At 60.9% G+C, this 17,300-nt stretch carries 17 protein-coding genes; 7 read left to right on the plus strand and 10 right to left on the minus strand.

Annotated features, from left to right (window positions below; translation table 11 throughout):
• Positions 1 to 15: 15 nt before the first annotated feature.
• Positions 16 to 903 (plus strand): acyltransferase, encoded by an 888-nt coding sequence (locus ACI512_RS00615; RefSeq protein ID WP_236380307.1) that lies wholly within the window; start codon positions 16 to 18, stop codon positions 901 to 903.
• Here ACI512_RS00615 and ACI512_RS00620 read toward each other — a convergent pair.
• Positions 900 to 1,472: a DUF2780 domain-containing protein gene (locus ACI512_RS00620; protein ID WP_015886237.1), complete on the minus strand. Its 573-nt coding sequence runs from the start codon at positions 1,470 to 1,472 to the stop codon at positions 900 to 902. The genes ACI512_RS00615 and ACI512_RS00620 overlap by 4 nt on opposite strands.
• Positions 1,473 to 1,608: 136 nt before the next feature.
• Here ACI512_RS00620 and ACI512_RS00625 point away from each other — a divergent pair, with 136 nt between their 5' ends.
• The 3 genes from ACI512_RS00625 to ACI512_RS00635 all read left to right on the plus strand — a co-directional run bounded on the left by ACI512_RS00625 (position 1,609) and on the right by ACI512_RS00635 (position 3,153).
• Positions 1,609 to 2,067, plus strand: a complete 459-nt coding sequence (locus tag ACI512_RS00625; protein ID WP_236380308.1) for an anti-sigma factor domain-containing protein — start codon at positions 1,609 to 1,611, stop codon at positions 2,065 to 2,067.
• Between the two features lie 139 nt (positions 2,068 to 2,206).
• Positions 2,207 to 2,611 (plus strand): DUF3757 domain-containing protein, encoded by a 405-nt coding sequence (locus ACI512_RS00630; RefSeq protein ID WP_064054267.1) that lies wholly within the window; start codon positions 2,207 to 2,209, stop codon positions 2,609 to 2,611.
• Between the two features lie 158 nt (positions 2,612 to 2,769).
• Positions 2,770 to 3,153, plus strand: coding sequence for a hypothetical protein (locus tag ACI512_RS00635; protein ID WP_236380310.1), 384 nt, complete (start codon positions 2,770 to 2,772; stop codon positions 3,151 to 3,153).
• Between the two features lie 46 nt (positions 3,154 to 3,199).
• Here the strand turns inward: ACI512_RS00635 and fdhA are convergent, their stop codons facing one another.
• The 8 genes from fdhA to ACI512_RS00675 form a co-directional block, all read right to left on the minus strand.
• On the minus strand, positions 3,200 to 4,399 hold the full coding sequence (gene fdhA, locus ACI512_RS00640) for a formaldehyde dehydrogenase, glutathione-independent (RefSeq protein WP_015886239.1): 1,200 nt from the start codon (positions 4,397 to 4,399) through the stop codon (positions 3,200 to 3,202).
• 200 nt (positions 4,400 to 4,599) lie between these two features.
• On the minus strand, positions 4,600 to 5,457 hold the full coding sequence (gene purU, locus ACI512_RS00645; RefSeq protein ID WP_016977808.1) for a formyltetrahydrofolate deformylase: 858 nt from the start codon (positions 5,455 to 5,457) through the stop codon (positions 4,600 to 4,602).
• 10 nt (positions 5,458 to 5,467) lie between these two features.
• Entirely contained in the window at positions 5,468 to 6,100 is a 633-nt protein-coding gene (locus ACI512_RS00650; RefSeq protein ID WP_064054269.1) for a sarcosine oxidase subunit gamma, read from the minus strand.
• A gap of 124 nt (positions 6,101 to 6,224) precedes the next feature.
• On the minus strand, positions 6,225 to 9,242 hold the full coding sequence (locus ACI512_RS00655) for a sarcosine oxidase subunit alpha (RefSeq protein ID WP_405121578.1): 3,018 nt from the start codon (positions 9,240 to 9,242) through the stop codon (positions 6,225 to 6,227).
• The gene (locus ACI512_RS00660; RefSeq protein WP_015886243.1) at positions 9,239 to 9,541 is read right to left on the minus strand and encodes a sarcosine oxidase subunit delta; all 303 of its coding nucleotides are present in this window, start codon (positions 9,539 to 9,541) and stop codon (positions 9,239 to 9,241) included. The genes ACI512_RS00655 and ACI512_RS00660 overlap by 4 nt, the downstream gene beginning before the upstream one ends.
• Positions 9,542 to 9,556: 15 nt before the next feature.
• Positions 9,557 to 10,807 (minus strand): sarcosine oxidase subunit beta, encoded by a 1,251-nt coding sequence (locus ACI512_RS00665; RefSeq protein WP_010207084.1) that lies wholly within the window; start codon positions 10,805 to 10,807, stop codon positions 9,557 to 9,559.
• 22 nt (positions 10,808 to 10,829) lie between these two features.
• Positions 10,830 to 12,083 (minus strand): serine hydroxymethyltransferase, encoded by a 1,254-nt coding sequence (gene glyA / locus ACI512_RS00670; protein WP_078050481.1) that lies wholly within the window; start codon positions 12,081 to 12,083, stop codon positions 10,830 to 10,832.
• Positions 12,084 to 12,320: 237 nt separating this feature from the next.
• A complete protein-coding gene (locus tag ACI512_RS00675) occupies positions 12,321 to 13,049 on the minus strand; it encodes a TraX family protein (protein ID WP_064054271.1) in 729 nt (242 codons plus the stop codon).
• A gap of 90 nt (positions 13,050 to 13,139) precedes the next feature.
• Here ACI512_RS00675 and ACI512_RS00680 point away from each other — a divergent pair, with 90 nt between their 5' ends.
• Together ACI512_RS00680 and ACI512_RS00685 are read left to right on the plus strand one after the other, a co-directional pair.
• Complete coding sequence (locus ACI512_RS00680; RefSeq protein ID WP_015886246.1) at positions 13,140 to 14,180, plus strand: low specificity L-threonine aldolase; 1,041 nt, start codon at positions 13,140 to 13,142, stop codon at positions 14,178 to 14,180.
• Positions 14,181 to 14,356: 176 nt separating this feature from the next.
• On the plus strand, positions 14,357 to 14,554 hold the full coding sequence (locus ACI512_RS00685) for a hypothetical protein (protein ID WP_064054272.1): 198 nt from the start codon (positions 14,357 to 14,359) through the stop codon (positions 14,552 to 14,554).
• 56 nt (positions 14,555 to 14,610) lie between these two features.
• Here the strand turns inward: ACI512_RS00685 and gbcB are convergent, their stop codons facing one another.
• Complete coding sequence (gene gbcB, locus ACI512_RS00690; protein ID WP_015886250.1) at positions 14,611 to 15,711, minus strand: glycine-betaine demethylase subunit GbcB; 1,101 nt, start codon at positions 15,709 to 15,711, stop codon at positions 14,611 to 14,613.
• Positions 15,712 to 15,991: 280 nt separating this feature from the next.
• Between gbcB and gbcA the strand changes: the two genes are divergently transcribed.
• Positions 15,992 to 17,287 carry a glycine-betaine demethylase subunit GbcA gene (gene gbcA, locus ACI512_RS00695; protein WP_236380312.1) on the plus strand — a complete coding sequence of 432 codons (1,296 nt, stop codon included), beginning with the start codon at positions 15,992 to 15,994 and terminating at the stop codon, positions 17,285 to 17,287.
• Positions 17,288 to 17,300 lie beyond the last annotated feature (13 nt).

Here is a 17,300-nt window from a genome sequence, read left to right on the forward strand (position 1 = left end):
TTCCAAGAGTTACTTATGCGCCGCCTGCTCACCGGCTGTTTCGTCTCACTGCTGCTCTTGCTCAACACCCTGGTCCTGATCGGCCCGCTGATGGTGTTTGCCCTGCTCAAGCTAGTGGCCCCCGGTCGCTATCGTGATTACATGTCGTGGGCGGTGATGTGGATCGCCGAGACCTGGGCAGAGATCGACAAGCTGATTTTCGCGCTGTGCATCCCCACCCAATGGGACATTCGCGGCGGCGGCGATTTGCGCGGTGACACCAGCTACCTGGTGATCAGCAACCACCAATCCTGGGTCGACATCCCGGCGCTGATCCAGGCCCTGAACCGGCGCACGCCGTTCTTCAAATTCTTCCTGAAAAAAGAGCTGATCTGGGTGCCTTTCCTGGGCCTGGCCTGGTGGGCGTTGGACTACCCGTTCATGAAGCGCTACACCAAGGCATTCCTGGCCAAGCACCCGGAACTCGCGGGGCAGGACTTGAAGATCACCCAGGAGGCTTGCGAGCTGTTCAAGCGCCAGCCGGTGACGGTGGTCAATTACCTCGAAGGCACGCGGTTCAGCGAGGCCAAGCGCAAGCAGCAGGCGTCGCCGTTTACTCGCTTGCTCAAGCCCAAGGCGGGCGGCGTGGCGTTTGTGCTGGCGGCGCTGGGAGAACAGCTGGACGCCGTGCTGGACGTGACCGTGGTCTATCCGCAGCAAAAGATTCCGGGGTTCTGGGACTTGATCAGCGGCGCGGTGCCAACAGTGATCATTGACATCCAGACCCGTGAGTTGGATCCGGCATTGTGGCAAGGGGATTACGAAAACGATCCGGCGTTTCGCCAGACCGTCCAGAACTGGGTCAACCAGCTCTGGACGGAGAAAGACGCACGCATCGAGCAACTGCGCGCGGAGCGTCTTTAACTGCCGGTGCCCCAGGCCTGGGCCAGCTTGCCCAGCAACGAGCTGTTGGCACCCTGCCCGCCCAGGTATTGCAGGATCACCGGGGCAAACTGGCCGACCATCCCACTGTCCATGCCCAGGGCGCTGAACGCGGTGTTCAGGTCGTTGGTGTTCTTCACGTTACCCAGCAAACCGTCCAGGCCGCTGGTCTTGCTGCCGCCGGCCTGGCCGAGCATCCCGCTCAACGCCCCGAGGCTACCCAACGCATTGTTGCCCGACAGTTGGTCGAGGCCCGGCACGCTATTGCCCAGTTGCGAATAGTCGTTGCCGCTCAGTTTGTTCTTGGCCAGGCCCAGCATGGCGCCCGTACCGCCTACGGCTTGTTCGGGGGTGATGTTCAGTTGCGAGGTCAGGGCGCTGAGCAGCCCAGCCGTCTCGGAAGACGGTGCCGCAGCAGCCGCCTTGTTGTTGCCACCCTGCATGCCGGAAATGGCATTGGCCGCGTCGCCAAGGCTGAACCCTGCCGCAAACACCGGGCCGGCCGCCAGGGTCATCAGGCAGGAAAGGGCGAAACCGCGTGAAATCTTCATCGAAACAACCTCTGGGTGTAGGGGCGAAAGCAGGCGTTTGACTGGGTATCCGGCACATTGTTCCGGGTCGGCCGAGGAACCCAATCGGCATACCAGAGTCCATGAAATGACTTCAAGACTTGCCAGGAACAGCCATATGAGCGCCAGCCGCCCCCAAGTAATTGAACAAAAAAAACCATTCTGGAGCCGCCCGCGCCTGTTTATCGGTGTCTGCGTGGCCATCGTCGCCGGGCTCGGCGGCGCGCTCTACACCCAAGACAACGTCAAGTCTGCCGCCACCCTGGTGACCACTGCCCAGCAACCCGCGGCACAGATCATGGCGCACAAGGACTACCTCGAAGTAGAACCGATCGCCACGGCAGCAGCTGAGCCGGATCGCAGCCTGGAACTGTGGGCCATGCCCGAAGGCAGCGCACCGGTGTCGCTTGGGCTGCTGCCGGAAGATGGCAAAGGCATTATCGGACTTAACCCGCGTCAGCAGAAAAGCATCCGCAAGCCGGTGGAGTTGATGGTGAGTTCGGAGACCAAGGGTGGGTCGGTGAGCAAACAACCGACGGGGCCGACGGTGTACCAAGGGGCGCTGGCAGCGCGATAGGCCAGCATCTTTCGTCCCTGGCAATAAAAAACCGTGGTTTGATCTCGACTTCTTCTAAAGCACTGTCAGTTCTCACAGTAGCCATCGACGGAGAATAATCCCCAGCATAAGGCTTCCCGCAACCCACAGGAGGTGGGTAATGAGAAGCTCACTACTTGCAGGTATGTTGGCCACGATGGCCCTGGTGAACACTGTTGGTGCAGCGACCTCCACCTGTCCCTCGATACAAGCCATCAAACAAACGGAGATGATCAAGGGTGGTTACCGCTATGAGGCGTCACAACCTGATGGACGGGCCTGGACAGGTGAAAACCCGTTGGCTGCCGCATCGTACTTGAATGATTCGACCTTTCACGATGCCCGGTACGATGCAAACAACAAAACCGTCACCTGCACCTATAAGGGCCCCATGAATAACGACGCGAGCTTTTCGGTCGCGCTCAAACCTGTGTCTGCCTGGAACCTTATCCCTCCTATTGGCGAGTGGAAAGGCACGTATTGCGAAGCCCTGGCAATTTCCAAGTGCTCATTTACGCATCAGTAAAAACGTCACCCGAATCATTCCGACCGTTCACGTTCACAAATCCTCAGCCAGCCGTCGACGTTCTTGCGGAACTATAGGCCCGGCACGGCCCACCCAAGGCAGCCTTCTCACGATTTTCGACGCGAAGGTTCAGCCACAAACAAAGGAACTGTGACGACATGATCGGATTGATACCCAATATTTTTGCTGCCGCTACCGCACTCAACCTTCTCGATTTTCGCAGGCCACACCAGGCTTCATCGGGCCAGGCCATCGACATCGGCCAATGCCCAGCCGTCAGCGACATCCACTCCAAACCCTACACGGACCCTGACCTGCCACCGCCCTACGGCGAAGGCTATGAATACTCGGCCCACACCAGGGGCAGGACATGGAAGGGCCAGACAGCCGGAACAGATGACGATTATCTAGCCCTCAGGTACGCACTCAAGGCAGAGACCATCACCCAGACAGAGGGAAGGCTACGTTGTGACTATGGCGGAAAGACTGTCGTTGAAGAGGGTGTAACAGCCACTCCCTACCTGCGGCTCAACTCACAATAAATAATAAGGGCGACCCTGGGGTCGCCCTTATTATTTGCCCTGCTCTTTATGCCGCACTGAACAACTTATGCGGATCAATCACAAACTTCTTCGGCACACCCGCATCAAACTCGCCATACCCACGCGGGGCATCATCCAGGCTGATCACCTGCACGCCGACGATTTCGGCAATGTTGATACGGTCCCACATGATCGCCTGCATCAACTGGCGGTTGTACTTCATCACCGGTGTCTGCCCGGTGTGGAAGCTGTGGGATTTGGCCCAGCCCAGGCCGAAACGGATGCTCAGGCTGCCCATTTTCGCGGCGGCGTCCACAGCACCTGGGTCTTCGGTGACGTACAGGCCGGGGATGCCAATCTTGCCGGCCACGCGCACGACGCCCATCAGTGAGTTGAGCACCGTGGCCGGTGCCTCTGCCTTGACGCCGTCATGGCCGTGGCCGCGTGCTTCAAAGCCCACACAGTCAACAGCGCAGTCCACTTCCGGCTCGCCGAGCAGTGCAGCAATCTGCTCGTGCAGCGGCGTGTCCTGGGACAGGTCGGCAATTTCAAAGCCTTGGGCCTTGGCGTGAGCCAGACGGATAGGGTTGACGTCGCCGATGATCACCACCGCAGCACCCAACAGGCGGGCGGAAGCCGCAGCGGCCAAGCCCACAGGGCCGGCACCGGCGATGTACACGGTGCTGCCAGGGCCAACGCCGGCAGTGACGGCGCCGTGGTAACCAGTCGGGAGGATGTCGGAGAGGCAGGTCAGGTCGCGGATTTTCTCCATGGCCTTGTCACGGTCCGGCAGTTTCAGCAGGTTGAAGTCGGCGTACGGCACCAGCACGTACTCGGCCTGGCCGCCGGTCCAGTCGCCCATGTCGACATAGCCGTAGGCGCCACCGGCACGCGCCGGGTTGACGGTGAGGCACACGCCGGTGTGTTGTTCTTTGCACGAGCGGCAACGGCCGCACGCCACGTTGAAAGGTACCGAAACCAGATCACCGATCTTCAGGTTTTCGACATCGCTGCCCTTCTCGATCACTTCACCGGTAATTTCATGACCGAGCACCAGGCCGGTCTGGGCAGTGGTACGGCCGCGCACCATGTGTTGGTCGGAGCCGCAGATGTTGGTGGAGACCACGCGCAGGATGACGCCGTGCTCAATCTTCCTGCCACGGGGGTCCTGCATTTTGGGATAGTCGATTTTCTGTACTTCGACCTTGCCGTTGCCGAGATACACGACACCACGATTACCAGACATGCTTTCACCTCGCTGTTGTTTTTATGGAACTGCGTTGCCCATTTGGGGGGCAGCGCGTTTAAGTGCTCGGGTACAGATGCTGTTTTCTTGCGTTGTTTGTGAGGGCCTCATCGGGGGCAAGCCCCCTCCCACATTCGACCGCATTCCAAAGGCAGAACTTGGTCAACTGTGGGAGGGGGCTTGCCCCCGATTGGCGCCAGTCAGAGCACCACCGTCCGATTGGCGTTCAAAAACACCCGCCGCTCAATGTGATACCCCACCGCCCGGGCCAATGTCAGCCCTTCGATATCCCGCCCCTTGGCAATCAAATCCTCGGGATAGTGGCTGTGATCCACCACCTCCACACCTTGGGCGATGATCGGCCCTTCATCCAGATCATTGTTGATGTAATGCGCCGTGGCGCCCACCAACTTCACCCCCTTGTTGTACGCCTGGTGATACGGTTTGGCGCCCTTGAACCCCGGCAGCAACGAGTGGTGAATGTTGATCGCTTTGCCATCCAGCTTGCGGCACAGCTCCGGCGACAGCACTTGCATGTAGCGCGCAAGGATCACCAATTCGGCGCCGGTGTCTTCCACCACTTGCCACACCTGACGCTCCTGGGACGGTTTGTCGTTGGGGTCGAGGGGGAAATGGTAGTAGGGAATCTGGTGCCAGTCGGCCAAAGGTTTCAAATCGGGGTGGTTGGACACCACCGCAACCACGTCCATCGACAGTTGGCCGATGCGCTGGCGGTACAGCAGGTCGTTCAGGCAGTGATCGGCCTTGGAGACCATGATCACCACTTTTGGCCGGTAGTTCGGCGCCGTAAGCTCGAAGATCATGCCAAAGGCTTCGCCGCGAGTGGCCAGGCCATCGCGGAAACCCTGCTCGTCAAAACCGTCGGGCTGGCGGAATTCCACGCGAATAAAAAATCGCCCGGAAAGCCGATCATCGAACGAATGGTGCTCGGTAACGTAGCAACCCTGCTCGAACAGATAGCGGGTGACCGCGTCCACCGTGCCGAGCACGCTGGGGCAATCGGCGGTCAAAATCCATGTATCGGGTGCGCGGCTCATGGGTGATTCCTCAGGCTTGGACGCTCAGGCCGAATTCAGCCGAGGCATCCTGCAGCCACAACCACCAGTAATCCGAGAAGCTGCGACGGATCACCAGCTCCCAGGTGTCTTCAGCCGTGTGGCGGATCACCAGTTGCGACTTGGCGAACACCGTGCCCACCGCCTTGCCCACCGGGAAGTTGTTGGGGTGCACGTCGTAGCTGGTGGACTTCATCAGCACATCGCGCACGTTCGGGCCGCTGAGCTCAAGGATCTGCTGGCCGCCGCTGACGTTGACGATCTGGATATGCAGGTCGCCCAAGGCGGCACGCAGGTTTTGCTCGGCGGCGAATTCTTCACCGCTTGGCACGACCAGCAGCCACTCATCCGGGCCGAGCCATTGCAAGCTGGTTTCGCCTTTGACGATGACCTGCAGGGCGCCTGGAAGCTCAATACCGAGGGCTTTGTGTACGCCGGCGGCGAAGGCTGCATCGTGGCCATCGCCACGAAGGGTCAGGTGGCCAAGAAGTTTCTTTTCACGCACGGTCACGCCGGCGTTCTTGCGGCCCTTGCCAATCAGGCTGGCGAGGTCGGCATGGTGCAGCGACGACTCGGCTTTGGCGCCGGTGGTGGGGCGTTGTTGGTATACGTTGGCTGCTGTCATAGAGCACCTGTTCTGAATTCTGTGGTGACTGTTCTGGCCTCATCGGGGGCAAGCCCCCTCCCACAGGGGAATGCATTTCAACATGTGGGAGGGGGCTTGCCCCCGATGCAGGCGACTCGGTCTATCAAATGTTCTGCCGTTCACCCTTGGGGTCGAAGAACACCGAGGACACAATCTCCGCCTCGATCACGCTGCCATCCGCTTGCGGCGAAAACACCCGTTCACCGATGCGCTTCAAGCCGCCCTTCACCACCGCCATCGCAAACGAATAGCCGAGGGAGTTGTGGGCATAGCTCGAGGTGACGTGGCCGACCATCTTCATCGGGATCGTCTGCTTCGGATCGAACACCAACTGCGCGCCTTCCGGCAGCCACACGGTTGGGTCGATCGGCTTCAAGCCCACCAGTTGCTTACGCTCTTCACGCACGCAGTCTTCACGGTTCATCCCACGCCAGCCGATCCACGAGAACGGCTTGGTGCGGCCGACGCACCAGCCCATGTTCAGGTCGTCCGGTGTCATCGAGCCGTCGGTGTCCTGGCCGACGATGATGAAGCCCTTCTCGGCCCGCAGCACGTGCATGGTTTCGGTGCCGTACGGGGTCAGGTTGTACTTTTTGCCGGCCTCGACGATCTGTTCCAGCACGCCCATGGCATAGTCGGCCTGCACGTTGACCTCGTACGACAGCTCACCGGTAAACGAGATGCGGAACACTCGCGCCGGCACACCGCCGACCAGGCCTTCTTTCCAGGTCATGAACGGGAAGCCGTCCTTGTCCAGGTCGATGTCGGTGACCTCACTCAGCAGCTTGCGGCTGTTGGGGCCGGACAGGGTCATGGTCGCCCAGTGGTCGGTGACCGAGGTGAAGTACACCTTGAGGTCTGGCCATTCGGTCTGCTGGTAGATTTCCAGCCACTGCAGCACGCGGGCGGCGCCGCCGGTGGTGGTGGTCATCAAGAAGTGGTTGTCGGCGAGGCAGGCGGTTACGCCGTCGTCGAAGACCATGCCATCTTCTTTGCACATCAGGCCGTAGCGCGCCTTGCCCACGTCGAGCTTGGTCCAGGCGTTGCTGTAGATGCGGTTGAGGAACTCACGCGCGTCCGGGCCCTGGATGTCGATCTTGCCGAGGGTCGACGCGTCCAACAGGCCGACGCTGTTGCGCACGGCCAGGCATTCGCGTTTCACCGCGGCGTGCAGGTCTTCACCGTTGCGCGGGAAGTACCAAGGGCGTTTCCACTGGCCGACGTCTTCAAACTCGGCGCCGTTCTTGACGTGCCAGGCGTGCAGGGCGGTGTAGCGCACCGGTTCGAAGATGTGTCCACAGTGACGGCCCGCCACCGCGCCGAAGGTCACCGGCGTGTAGTTGGGGCGGAACATGGTGGTGCCCATCTGCGGGATGGTCACGTTCAGCGAGCGCGCCGCAATGGCCAGACCGTTGACGTTGCCCAGCTTGCCCTGGTCGGTGCCGAAGCCGAGCGCGGTGTAGCGCTTGACGTGCTCGACCGACTCGAAACCTTCGCGGGTCGCCAGTTCGATGGCGGCGGCGGTCACATCGTTTTGCAGGTCGACAAATTGCTTCGGTGCCCGTGCAGTCGGTTTGTCGTGCGGCACTTGGTACACCGCCAGCGTCGGCTCTTCCAGACGGCTCAGGGCTTTGGGCAGCGTACCTTCTACCGGGGCGAAACCCGCTTCACTGGCCGCGCGCACGCCGCCTTCGAAACCATCGGCGAGCGAATCGCCGAGGCTGTAGACGCCGTTGATGCCGCCAACGCACACGCGTTTCTGCGGGGCTTCACCCGGTACGAAACCGAGGATGTCTTCACGCCAAGTCGGCTTGCCGCCCAGGTGCGAGGCCAGGTGGACCACCGGGCTGTAGCCGCCGGAGCTGGCCACCAGGTCGCACTCCAGCCACTCGCCTGGGCTGGTGACTTTATGCGCTTTCACATCGATTGCGGCCACGCGGGCAGCGGTAACGTGCTTGCTGCCACGGGCTTCGATCACGGCGCTGCCGGTGAGGATACGAATGCCTTTGGCGCGGGCTTCTTCAACCAGGGCGCCGCGTGGGTTGTGGCGCACATCAGCCACTGCCACCACTTGCAGGCCGGCGTCGAGCCAGTCCAGCGCAACGCGGTAGGCGTGGTCGTTGTTGGTCGACAACACCAGTTTCTTGCCCGGTGCTACACCGTAGCGGCGCACGTAAGTCGAGACTGCACCCGCGAGCATGTTGCCCGGCACATCGTTGTTGCCGTACACCAGCGGGCGCTCGCACGCACCGGTCGCCAGCACCACACGCTTGGCGCGGACACGGTGGATACGCTGGCGCACCACGCCAATCGGCGCACGGTCACCGAGGTGGTCGGTAAGGCGTTCGTGAATGGTCAGGAAGTTGTGGTCGTGGTAGCCGTTGACGGTGGCGCGAGGCAACAGCACCACGTCCGGCAGCGCCTTGAGTTCCGCGATAACGCTGGCGACCCATTCCGCAGCCGGCTTGCCGTCGAGGCTTTCGCGCGAGTCCAGCAGCGAACCGCCGAACTCTTCCTGCTCATCGGCGAGGATCACGCGGGCACCGCTGCGCGCAGCCGCCAGGGCAGCGGCCAGGCCGGCGGGGCCGGCGCCCACCACCAGCACGTCGCAGTGACGGTTGAAGTTGTCGTAGGTGTCCGGATCGTTCTCGGTCGGCGAGCGGCCAAGGCCAGCCGCCTTGCGGATGTACTTCTCGTAGGTCATCCAGAACGATTGCGGGTACATGAAGGTTTTGTAGTAGAAACCCGGCGGCATCAGCTTGCCGCCGACCTTGCCGAGAATGCCCATCACGTCATTGTTGACGTTCGGCCAGCCGTTGGTGCTGGTGGCGACCAGACCCTGGTACAGCGCCTGTTGCGTGGCGCGCACGTTAGGGATTTGCGTGGCTTCGGTCGCACCGATCTGCAGCACGGCGTTCGGCTCTTCGGCGCCGGCGGCAAAGATGCCACGAGGGCGCGAGTACTTGAAGCTGCGGCCGATGATGTCGACGCCGTTGGCCAGCAGGGCTGCTGCCAGGGTGTCGCCTTCAAAGCCTTTATAGCTCTGGCCGTTGAAGGTAAACGTCAGGACTTTATTGCGGTCGATGCGGCCACCGTTGGACAGGCGATTGGTCTGGCTCATACCTTCTCTCCAGCAGCCTTGGCGGTGAATTGCGGCTTGGTGCCGATCTTGTAGGTTTCAAGAATTTCGTAGGTCAGGGTGTCGCGGGTCGCGTTGAAGTACTGGCGGCAACCGGCGGCGTGAATCCACAGCTCGTGGTGCAGGCCACGGGGGTTGTCGCGGAAGAACATGTAGTCGCCCCACTCTTCATCGGTGCAGGCGTTCGGGTCCAGCGGGCGCGGGATGTGCGCTTGGCCGGACGCGTGGAATTCCTCTTCGGAGCGCAGTTCGCCACAGTGAGGACAGAAGATATGCAACATAGGGAATTTCTCCTGTTAGTGGGCGACGGCCGCAGCGCCGTGTTCGTCGATCAACGCACCGTTGTGGAAACGGTCGATGGAGAATGGCGCGGCCAACGGGTGCATTTCGCCCTTGGCGAGGCTGGCGGCAAACACGTTGCCTGAGCCCGGCGTGGCCTTGAAGCCACCGGTGCCCCAACCGCAGTTGAAGAACATGTTCGGCACCGGGGTCTTGGAGATGATCGGGCAGGCGTCCGGCGTGGTGTCGACGATGCCGCCCCACTGGCGGTTCATGCGCACGCGGGACAGCACCGGGAACATCTCGACGATGGCCTGGATGGTGTGTTCGATCACCGGGTACGAACCACGCTGGCCGTAGCCGTTGTAGCCGTCGATACCGGCGCCGATCACCAGGTCGCCCTTGTCGGACTGGCTGATGTAACCGTGCACGGCGTTGGACATGATCACGCTGTCGATAATCGGCTTGATCGGCTCCGACACCAACGCTTGCAGCGGGTGGGATTCGATCGGCAGGCGGAACCCGGCGAGCGAAGCCATGTGCCCGGAGTTACCGGCGGTCACCACACCGACGCGCTTGGCGCCGATAAAGCCCTTGTTGGTTTCCACGCCGATGCACACGCCGTTTTCCTTGCGGAAGCCGATCACTTCGGTCTGCTGGATCAAGTCCACGCCGAGAGCGTCGGCGGCACGCGCAAAGCCCCACGCCACAGCATCGTGACGGGCGACGCCGCCGCGACGTTGTACGGTGGCGCCGAGTACCGGGTAGCGGGTGTTTTTCGAGCAGTCGAGGTATGGGATCTCGTCGGCCACTTGCTTGGCGTTGAGCAGTTCGCCGTCCACGCCGTTGAGGCGGTTCGCGCTCACGCGGCGCTCGGAATCACGGATGTCCTGAAGGGTGTGGCACAGGTTGTAGACGCCACGCTGGGAGAACATCACGTTGTAGTTCAGGTCCTGGGACAGGCCTTCCCACAGTTTCATCGCGTGCTCGTACAGGTGGGCCGACTCGTCCCACAGGTAATTGGAGCGCACGATGGTGGTGTTGCGCGCGGTGTTACCGCCGCCCAGCCAGCCTTTCTCGACCACCGCCACGTTGGTGATGCCGTGTTCTTTTGCCAGGTAGTAGGCAGTCGCCAGACCATGCCCGCCGCCGCCGACGATGACCACGTCGTAAACCTTTTTAGGGGTCGGCGTGCGCCACATCTTCTGCCAGTTTTCGTGGTGGCTGAGTGAGTGCTTGAAGAGGCCGAAGCCCGAGTAGCGTTGCATAGTCATTACTCCAAAACCGCGCTCAGCGATAAACCGGGAAATCAGCGCACAGGGCAGACACGTGCTTGGCCACGTTGGCCTCGACATCGGCATCACCGAGGTTGTCGAGGATGTCGCAGATCCAGCCGGCCAGTTCGATGCACTGCGGCACTTTGAAACCACGCGTGGTCACCGCCGGGGTGCCGATGCGCAGGCCCGAGGTCACGAACGGCGACTGCGGGTCATTCGGCACGGCATTCTTGTTGACGGTGATGTGGGCGCGACCGAGGGCGGCGTCCGCCTCTTTGCCGGTGAGGCCCTGACGGATCAGGCTGACCAGGAACAGGTGGTTATCGGTGCCGCCGGACACGACATCGTAGCCGCGTTTGATAAACACGCTGGCCATGGCCTGGGCGTTGTCGATCACTTGTTGCTGGTAGACCTTGAAGCCAGGCTCCTGGGCTTCCTTGAAGCACACGGCCTTGCCGGCGATGACGTGCATCAGCGGGCCGCCCTGGGCGCCAGGGAACACGGCAGCGTTGAGTTTCTTCTCGATTTCTTCGTTGGCCTTGGCCAGGATCAGGCCGCCACGGGGACCGCGCAGGGTCTTGTGGGTGGTGGTGGTGACCACATCGGCGTACGGCAGCGGGTTCGGGTACAGGCCGGCGGCAACCAGGCCGGCAACGTGGGCCATGTCGACGAACAGCAGCGCACCGACCTTGTCGGCGATGGCGCGAAAGCGTGGGAAGTCCAGGGTCTTGGAATAGGCAGAGAAACCCGCCACGACCATTTTCGGCTTGTGTTCGACGGCCAGGCGTTCGACTTCGTCGTAGTCGATCAGGCCAGTGTCGGTGTTGATGCCGTACTGCACGGCGTTGTACAGCTTGCCCGAGGACGACACCTTGGCGCCGTGGGTCAGGTGACCGCCATGGGCCAGGCTCATACCGAGGATGGTGTCACCGGCGTTCAGCAGCGCCAGGTACACCGCGCTGTTGGCGGAGGAGCCGGAGTGCGGCTGCACATTGGCGTAATCGGCACCGAACAGCTGTTTGGCGCGCTCAATGGCCAGGGCCTCGACTTTGTCCACGTGCTCACAGCCACCGTAGTAGCGCTTGCCCGGATAGCCTTCGGCGTATTTGTTGGTGAGGCCGCTGCCTTGGGCTTCCATCACGCGTTTGCTGGTGTAGTTCTCTGACGCGATCAGCTCGATATGATCTTCCTGACGCTGCTCTTCGGCATTCATGGCCGCCAGCAGTGCGTCGTCATATCCCTGGATCTGGTCTTTTTTGCTGAACATCGCGTCTCTCCCAGCCTTTCGTATTGTTGAGGCCCATGCAGGGCCCTTTGATGCGATGGTAGGGCTGGTGCAGACAGGTCAAATGCCTACGGACGCCACGCAAAGGTGCGTTTACGACATGGCAGGAACAACGCGGAAAAAATGTGGGAGGGGGCTTGCCCCCGATTGCAGGGTGTCAGCCACTGCATCTGCAAGCTGGCCCACCGCTATCGGGGGCAAGCCCCCTCCCACAGGGGATTACGCGAGGATCTGGCGGATGAGTAGCAGCAGCAGGAAATGCAGGGGATAGAGGGTGTAGGCCCAGCGGCGCATGGCGGGTGGCGAGATGTTTTGCCCATGTCGCAACAAGAACAATCCAGCTAATGGCGCGATCAGGCACATCACCAACCCGAGCATGGCAACCAGACTGCCGCTATTGAGCAAAATCTGCCATTGATTGGCCGCGACGCAAACCACGCCCGGCATCAGGCTGAAATACCAAGGCCGACGAAACACCAGCAACATCGCCAATGGCAGTAATACACCGAAGAAACCGAACATTAACTTCGTCGAAAATACCGCGGCAATTATGACGGCAATCACCGCCAATCCTCGATCAAAAAGCGTCTTCTGATGCCATCCTCGGGCAACCAGCAACCCCAGCGCCAAGGTCGGCAACACATTCAACGTATCGGCATCGTCGATAAACATTCGATAGGGCACTTCGCTGATCACACTGAATAGCAGCAGCCATCCCAGGTAACGCCATTGGCCCGTGACAGGTGCGTTTCTCGCCCGATGCAAATTCGCCGCAATCGCCAGGCAAAACCACGGAAACGCCAGGCGCCCCGGCACATACAGGCCATCCAGGCTCAAACCGACATACCGCAGGTGGTCCAGCACCATGCTCACCAGCGCCAGCCACTTGAGCAGATCCAGAGCGCCATCACGGACGCGTCCGACAGGCATCGTTTCAGTACCGTGCATAATTCCCCAGTGACTTTGCATTTACAGTGCGTGCGCACCCGCGACAATCTTGGTTACAGTGCGCACCAACATCGACCACAGGAATGGGCCATGACCGACAAGAGCCAACAATTCGCCAGTGACAACTATTCCGGTATCTGCCCGGAAGCCTGGGCCGCCATGGAACAAGCCAACCAGGGTCATCAGCGCGCCTACGGCGATGATGAATGGACCCACCGCGCCGCCGACGGTTTCCGCAATCTGTTCGAAACCGACTGCGAAGTGTTCTTCGCCTTCAACGGCACCGCCGCCAACTCCCTGGCGCTGTCCTCTTTGTGCCAGAGCTACCATAGCGTGATTTGCTCGGAAACCGCCCACGTCGAAACCGACGAATGCGGCGCGCCGGAGTTTTTCTCCAACGGCTCCAAGCTGCTCACCGCCCGCACCGAAAACGGCAAGCTGACCCCGGAATCGATCCGCGAGATCGCCCTCAAGCGCCAGGACATCCACTACCCGAAACCGCGCGTCGTCACCCTGACCCAGGCCACCGAAGTCGGCAGCGTGTACACCCCGGAAGAAATCCGCGCCATCAGCGTGACCTGCAAGGAACTGGGGCTGAACCTGCACATGGACGGCGCACGCTTCTCCAATGCCTGCGCGTTCCTCGGCTGCTCGCCGGCCGACCTGACCTGGAAGGCCGGCGTGGATGTGTTGTGTTTTGGCGGCACCAAGAATGGCATGGCCGTGGGTGAAGCCATCCTGTTCTTCAACCACAAGCTCGCCGAAGACTTCGACTACCGCTGCAAACAAGCCGGCCAGCTGGCGTCGAAAATGCGCTTCCTGTCCGCCCCGTGGGTAGGCCTGCTGGAAAACGACGCCTGGCTCAAGCATGCCCGCCACGCCAACCACTGCGCCCAGTTGCTGAGCAGCCTGGTGGCGGATATTCCCGGTGTGGAGCTGATGTTCCCGGTGCAGGCCAACGGCGTGTTCCTGCAACTCTCGGAACCGGCCATCGCCGCGCTGACCGCCAAGGGCTGGCGCTTCTACACCTTCATCGGCAAAGGTGGCGCACGCTTCATGTGTGCGTGGGATACCGAGGAAGAGCGTGTAAGAGAATTGGCGGCGGATATTCGGAAAGTGATGGAGGCCTGAAACGACGGGCCTTTCAGCCTCTTAGCAGAGACTGTTTGTACGTATTTCTGACAGTATCTATCTACCCCCTGCCTTGGATAGGATCTCTGCACCCCGAACGAACGGACGCGTTCTTTCGGGGCTGACTGCCTGCCGAATAGTCGGCTGGAAATGGAAATCCGATAGAGGGCAATATCATGGAAATTCAATGCTACACGACGGACTCGCAACTTCGAGACGGCACCAACGCCACACTCGTCAGCCTGGACGACCTGAGGAAGCTGGCGAATCTCGGCGACACTATTGTCGAGCCTTCAAGGCTTTTCACCGTCACCGGTAAAGAGTTTGAAATGACAGCATCCGGCGCGTACATCATCAACCTTTTTGTGCGTTAAGCACTGACTGTGGGAGGGGGCAAGCTCCCCCTCCCACATTTAGACGCGCTCGTTAATCAGAACTCGATCCGCACATCACCCTTCGGCACACTGCAGCACGACAGGATGTAGCCCTCGGCTTCGTCCTCCTCGGTGATCCCGCCGTTGTGGTCCATCTCGACCTCGCCCCCCAGCTTCATCACCTTGCATGTGCCGCAAATCCCCATGCCACAGGCTTTCGGAATCAACAGGCCGAGCTTGGCCGCCGCTGCATGCACGGTTTCGCCCGGTGCTACGCGAATGCTCTTGCCCGACGCAATGAATTCCACCTGGTGCAGATCCGCCAGATCGATTTCCGGTGCGTCGGCAGCTTGTTCGGCTTGCTCCACCGCATCGGCACGGGCTTCGGGTGGCGTGGCGCCGAAGGATTCTTCGTGGTAGCGCGCCATGTCGAAACCGGCGACTTCCAGTAGGCGCTTCACCGCGTTCATGTACGGCGTAGGCCCGCAGCAGAACACTTCGCGCTCCAGGAAGTCCGGCACCATCAGTTCGAGCATCTTGTGGTTCAGGTAACCGCGATAACCTGCCCACGGCTCACCCAACCCGTGTTTCTCGCAGATCAGGTGCAGGCTGAAGTTATCGATGCGCGACGCCATGTGCTCCAGCTCGCGGTGGTAAATGATGTCCTTGGGCGAGCGGGCGCTGTGGATAAACGTCATGTCGACGTTCGCGTTGGTGTCGTAGAACCAGCGCGCCATGGACATGACCGGGGTGATCCCCACACCACCGCTGAGGTACAACACTTTCGGGCTCGGGTAATCGATGGCATTGAAGAGGCCCACCGGCCCGTGCACCGCCAACTCCTGGCCTTCGTGCAAGGTGTCGTGCAGCCAGTTGGAGACCTTGCCGCCCGGCACACGCTTGATCGTCACCGAGAAGCTGTACGGCACCGACGGCGAGCTGGAAATGGTGTACGAACGCATGATCGGCTGGCCTTCGATTTCCAGCTCCAGGGTGACGAACTGCCCCGGCTTGAAAAAGAACAGGATTGGCTGGTCGGCCATGAAGCAAAAGGTGCGCACGTCCCAGGTTTCCTGGATGACTTTGACGCAACGGACGATGTGCCGACCATTGGCCCAGGTCTGGGTCGTTACCGGATTCAGGAAATTGCTGGACATGTTGTTCTCCACCGCCGAGGTCGGCCTTATGGTGGCGATTCTGCGTAACGCGAGAACCACCCATTTACCTATCTGCGACATTCACATACTTATCGCGACCAGCCCCCATACCACGGGGGTTGCGCGTCGGGATCAGAGTGGGCCATGTCGCTCATGGATAAGGTTCGGCGCATCGGCGGCCCCACACTCGCTCCCAACACAGACGCTTTCTTTACGCCTTGCTGCAAACCTGATTAGCCACTTATCTCGGCCACACAGAATGGCCATGAGGACACACACGATGGACGTCACCGCAACTTTAAGCTTGGGCGATCCGCTGGAACCCGCACGCAAGGCCACCGCGCAGATGCTGCAAGAGCGCGAGCGCACCTTTTCGCTGCCACAGCCGTTCTACTCTGATGAGCGGTTGTTTGATATCGACATGCAGGAGATCTTCCAGAAAGAGTGGTTGATCGCCGGCATGACCTGCGAGATCCCCACCAAGGGCAACTACCTGACCCTGCAAGTGGGCAAAAACCCGATCATCGTGATCCGTGGCGCCGAAGGCGTGGTGCATGCCTTCCACAACGTGTGCCGCCACCGTGGCTCGCGCTTGTGCACCAGCGACAAGGGCAAGGTCGCCAAATTGGTGTGCCATTACCACCAGTGGACCTACGAACTGGACGGACGCCTGCTGTTCGCCGGTACCGAGATGGGCGCCGACTTCGACATGAAGCAGTACGGCTTGAAGCCGGTGAACGTGAAGACCGCGGGTGGCTACATCTTCATCAGCCTGGCTGAGAACCCGCCGGCCATCGATGACTTCCTGTCGACACTGAACCACTACATGGAACCCTACGACATGGAGAACACCAAGGTGGCGATTCAGACCACCTTGTTCGAAAAGGCCAACTGGAAGCTGGTGCTGGAAAACAACCGCGAGTGCTACCACTGCAACGCGTCGCACCCGGAACTGCTCAAAACCCTGCTGGAATGGGATGACGTCACCGACCCGCGCGCCGACCAGGCGTTCAAGGACCACGTGGCCGCGTCTGCCGCTGCCTGGGATGCCGAGAAGATCCCATACGCCCACGCGAGCTTCGGCTTGCGTAACCGCATCGTGCGCATGCCGCTGCTCAAGGGCACCGTGTCGATGACCCTGGACGGCAAGCAGGGCTGCGCCAAACTCATGGGTCGCATCAAGAACCCGGACCTGGGCTCGATGCGCATTCTGCACCTGCCGCACTCGTGGAACCACTGCATGGGTGACCACATCATCGTGTTCACCGTGTGGCCGATCAGCGCCCAGGAAACCATGGTCACCACCAAGTGGATCGTGCACAAGGATGCGGTCGAGGGCGCGGATTATGACGTGGAGCGCATGCGCCAGGTGTGGGACGCCACCAACGACCAGGATCGTCGCCTGGCCGAAGAGAACCAGCGCGGGATCAACTCCACCGCCTACCAGCCCGGCCCTTACTCCAAGACCTATGAGTTCGGCGTGGTGAACTTCGTGGATTGGTACAGCGAGCGCATGCTCAGCAACTTGGGTGCCGCCCCGGCGCCGTACCTCAAAGGTGTTGCCGTACACGAATAAAAAGGTGGGGCTT

Origin of the sequence: Pseudomonas petroselini (genome assembly GCF_045037875.1) — a bacterium.
GTDB classification, from domain to species: Bacteria; Pseudomonadota; Gammaproteobacteria; order Pseudomonadales; family Pseudomonadaceae; genus Aquipseudomonas; species Aquipseudomonas petroselini.